Below are 4683 nucleotides of genomic sequence, written 5' to 3'. Positions count from 1 at the left end.
ATAAACCAACAAGCTGAAAAAGTTCGTAAAGTGAAACGTGCCGAAAGTGGTATGATTATAGATCCAGTGACCTTACCAATGACTGCTAAGGTTAGTGATGCTAAGCAAAATATGGCAGAGCATAGTATTGGAGGGATTCCTATCGTGGATGATAAAGGTTTACTTAAAGGTATTGTGACTAATCGTGATTTGCGTTTTGAACACGAGAATGATAGACCGATTGTAGAAGTGATGACTTCAGAAAATTTAATAACTGCAAGAGAAGGTACTTCATTGAAAGATGCAGAGAAGATCCTCCAGCATAATAAAATCGAAAAATTATTGATTGTTGATGAGGATTACAAGCTAGTTGGACTCATTACATTTAGAGATATTACTAAAGTCACTCAAAAGCCAAATGCAAATAAAGATACCTATGGAAGACTTCGTGTTGCAGCAGCGATTGGAGTTACACCAGACGCGGTAGAGCGTGCTTCAGCGTTAGTGAAAGCAGGAGTAGACGCTGTCGTTATAGATACCGCTCATGGTCATACAAAAGGTGTGGTCTTGGTTTTGAAAGAGATTAAAAAGAAATTTCCGAAATTAGAGGTCATCGTAGGAAACATTGCAACCGCAGAAGCAGCTAAATATTTAGTTGAAGCCGGAGCAGATGCTGTAAAAGTAGGGATTGGTCCAGGGTCAATTTGTACAACTAGAGTTATAGCAGGAGTCGGGTTTCCTCAGTTTTCTGCAGTTTTAGAGGTTGCAGCAGCGATAAAAGGATCTGGAGTGCCAGTTATAGCAGATGGAGGAATTCGGTATACAGGTGATATTCCAAAGGCGATAGCAGCAGGTGCAGATTGCGTCATGTTAGGGTCTTTATTAGCAGGTACAAAAGAGAGTCCAGGACAAACCATTATTTACGAAGGACGAAAGTTTAAATCGTATCGCGGAATGGGTTCAGTAGAAGCGATGAAACAAGGGAGTAAAGATCGTTATTTTCAAGATGTTGAAGATGATATTAAAAAATTAGTACCAGAAGGTATTGTTGGTCGTGTGCCATACAAAGGGGACTTAGTAGAGAGTATTCATCAGTTTATTGGCGGCTTGAGGGCAGGAATGGGCTACTGTGGTGCAAAAGATATCGCTTCGCTCCAAAATAAAGGGCAATTTGTAAAAATTACGGCTTCAGGTATTAATGAAAGTCATCCTCACGATGTGACGATTACTAATGAATCTCCTAATTATTCACGATAGAATAAAAGATATACAAAAAGTAAAAAAGCACAACATTATGTTGTGCTTTTTTACTTTTAGAGCGGTCTGCTTATATCTGAGTTATTTCAGGATATATTACTATTATTTGGACTTCCTAACTTCTAGAGTTAATAGTGCACCATGTTGTAAGCCTTTTAGTACAGGATGTCCTTTTGATTCTGGATAGTTTAAGATTTTAGGAAGGATATGGTAATAGTTGTACCATCAGAGCAATAGTAACTTTATATAGTTCCATTTATTAAATCTTTATATAGTACTGTTTAGATTTTTGTTTTACAGTCTTCTACTGTTAGTATGTCAAATTCCGAAGTATTAAAACGTCATTTAAATTTGTTTACTATCTTGATTTCAGAAGTTTTGGTATGCATAGTTATTGGGTTATTATGACTTATCTCATTTATAACTAATTTGAGACGTTCTTTTTTTGTGCCACTGAAATAGGACAACTCAATAGGTCTGTTTTCCTCTAAATAATAAGTGATAACTGTTTCAATAGCACCAAGTACAATAGCCCAATATTATTTTTAATAGTCGTTTTAATTTAAGTGGATTTTTACTCCTCTATAACAGTCTTGCTCGGGAATAGTTTTGAAACAATATATCCTACGATCATTGCCAACGCGAATGAAGGCGCTAGCACATCTAGTTCTTTAAAATAAGGACCTATTCCTTCCATATTTGATACTACAAACTTGAAAAGTATGACTGATAGAAATCCAGTAATCATAGAAGCAATGGCTCCTTTCTCAGAATATCCTTTCCAGAACAGTGATAGAATAATTACAGGACAAAAGGTGGCTGCAATTCCAGACCATCCAAAAATCATTATCCAGAAAATCTTCCTATCTGGATATAGGTTGTATAATATGACAGCAATACCAAGTGCGGCTAGAGCCATTCCAATAGTCACTAGCCTCGAAAACGCAGTTAAGTCTTCATCTTTTAAATCTGGTCTAAATATTTTTTGGTAGAAATCACGCGTAATGGCGCTAGAGGCAAGAATAAGTAATGAATCAATTGTTGACATGATTGCAGATAATACAATAGCAATAAAGATAGCTACTAAAATGGTTGGTAAGAATTCGTTAGTAATCATGCTCAACACATCTTCTCCTCCAGTTCCTAATATAGCTTCAGGATCCTGTCCTTCGCTTGTGAAATAAATTCGAGCAAGAATTCCAATCGTTACTGCTGCTGCATCTGTTAAGAGCGTAAAAAGCAATGCAATCCATTTTCCTTTATCAATCTCATGTTCACTTTTAATAGACATAAAGCGGACATATACTTGCGGAGAACCAAGGAAACCTAGGCCAATCATTGAAAAGCCGAGAATCGTAAATAAGTTCATCCAGCCATCATCGCTTCTACCCATTATTTGAGTTAGTGTAGGGTCAATGGCATTCAATCCTTCTGTGATTCCAGCACCATGATCCATTGAGAACCAAACGACAATAGGTAGTAAAACCAACCCGAAAAACATTAAAATACCTTGGAACATATCTGACCAAACTGCAGCTACGAATCCACCAATAAAAATATAGATCAACACAATACTGAAACCGATAAGCACACCTATTCGATAGTCAATACCGAGCATGGATTCAAATGCAATTCCAGTTACATCCATTTGAGAAGCGACATAAATGACAACGAAAACCACTAATACAGAGGCAGATAGAATTCGAAGTGTGTTTGTAGAGGATTTAAAATGACTTTGGAGGTAATCTGGTATTGTAATTGATTTATACGCATCAGATTGCCTTTTAAATTTTTTGGCCATGAATTGCCAAGAAAGAAAAACTCCTAATAGTTCACCGGCAACAACCCAATATCCAGAAAAACCTGCTATTGCACCCATTCCTGTGAGACCTATTAAAAGCCATCCAGATTCGCCCGTTGCTCTTGCAGAAAAAGCAATAGCCCAAAAACCCATTTTTTTACCTCCTAAATAATAATCACTCATACTTTTGACTCTCCGTGAGGCTAATATTCCTATTAAGAATAGAATAGCGACATAAATGGCTAGGACGATAATTTTTGTAGTCATAGTTGTTTTGAGTTATTTCGATAAAGATAGCATTCCTTTAACGTTTTTAAAATACCTTTTAATACTAAACAGTTTCGTATAAGACGTGTTACGGTTTTTAAGTATCAAATTATAGTAAATACAAACGAATAGAAAGTCTTCATAGATCTTCTTTAGTAGGCGAGTACTAAGCCATATGTTTTAAAGGTGTTAAGTTTGTGTTTCGTTGTTTTTCAAGTGATTACTCCTATGATTACAGGGATAACTGACCAATTGTGTATTTGAAATATTTAGAAGTTTTATTTTCTAAAATATGGTTTTAATCGCTTTCATGAGAGAATTTAATTATTGAGACTACTTCTTGTCGCTAATAATGAGTGCTGGTATATTCAGCGATTTATACAATGCATTATAGGCATTCATTTCTGTTTCTATAATAACATCGCGTTCATTTTTATACACTTGCCAATCTTTCATTAAATCATTAAGTCGTTCTATAGCGCCGTCAGTGATTTTAGGGTCTGCTTGATCGATATAACTTTTTAGCTGAATAAGTTGTGCGTTTAGCTTGTTATTGAAATTAATAACATCTTGAAACGTTTTTTGATCGGCTTGAATTAAATTTTCTTCCCAACTATTAATACGCGTTATTAAATCATTTCCTTTTTCTATCAAAGAGGTCATGTTTTCGTTATCTATTAAAAGCTTAGCATGTATATCAAGTTGTGTTTTTGTAGATCGCATCTGGTTTACAGACTCATGCATATCTCTAATTGTATTTTCAATGGTTATAAGCATGTTTTGTTGCGCTATAAAATCTTGAGAAGATGAATTAATTAAAGGATTGGGAAGAATAGTTACTACTGTTTCTATTGTTTCTTCTTCTAATGTTAATTGTAATGTGTAATTGCCGGGAGCTACACTAGATCCAGAGAGTCCGCCATGAATAAAAACCTTATTTATAGCCGGTAAGACTTCTCTATTAAAATCCCAAGTAAAGCGATTATAACCTTTTTTAGAAGGTAATATTTGTGGTTGAGATGGTCCTCCTGGCCACAATTTAAAGTCTTCAGATTTTTTGTTAGTGTATGTTCTTATAACCTTTGAATTTTGTAATACCTCCAATTTTAAATCTAAAGTATCTACTACTTTATCTATATAATAATCAAAAGTCACACCGCTTTTAGGGTTTTCTCCTTGTCCTACATCTTTAGATGTACCACCAAAAATGCGATAGGTTGCCTTTGGTTTGAATAGTTGCAAGGCATTATTCTCAGAATTCATGTTTTGTAATACACCTAAATCATCTAATATCCAGAATCCACGTCCAGACGTTGCAGCAACCAAATCATTATCTTGAATGATTAAATCATTGATAGGAACAACGGGTAAGTTTAATT

Annotated in this window: 2 protein-coding genes and 1 pseudogene; 1 reads left to right on the top strand and 2 read right to left on the bottom strand. The window is 35.1% G+C overall.

Features of this window, described 5'->3' with window-relative positions; translation table 11 throughout:
* On the top strand, positions 1–1236 hold a 1236-nt coding region (guaB, locus tag ACJAZK_RS14725), incomplete at its 5' end, for an IMP dehydrogenase (protein ID WP_415224696.1).
* 574 nt (positions 1237–1810) lie between these two features.
* Here guaB and ACJAZK_RS14720 read toward each other — a convergent pair.
* Entirely contained in the window at positions 1811–3304 is a 1494-nt protein-coding gene (locus tag ACJAZK_RS14720) for a sodium/proline symporter (protein ID WP_415224695.1), read from the bottom strand.
* Between the two features lie 333 nt (positions 3305–3637).
* A pseudogene (locus ACJAZK_RS14715) lies at positions 3638–4683 on the bottom strand (glycosyl hydrolase); the annotation flags it as partial.

This window comes from Psychroserpens sp., assembly GCF_047633235.1.
Taxonomy (GTDB): Bacteria; Bacteroidota; Bacteroidia; order Flavobacteriales; family Flavobacteriaceae; genus Psychroserpens.
The sequence above is the reverse complement of the archived record's forward strand: the minus strand, read 5'-3'. Positions and strand labels throughout refer to the sequence as shown.

Bases quoted from the DNA above. Each gene is read 5' to 3' on its own strand.
- ACJAZK_RS14720 (WP_415224695.1), bottom strand. From the start codon at position 3,304: ATGACTACAAAAATTATCGTCCTAGCCATTTATGTCGCTATTCTATTC.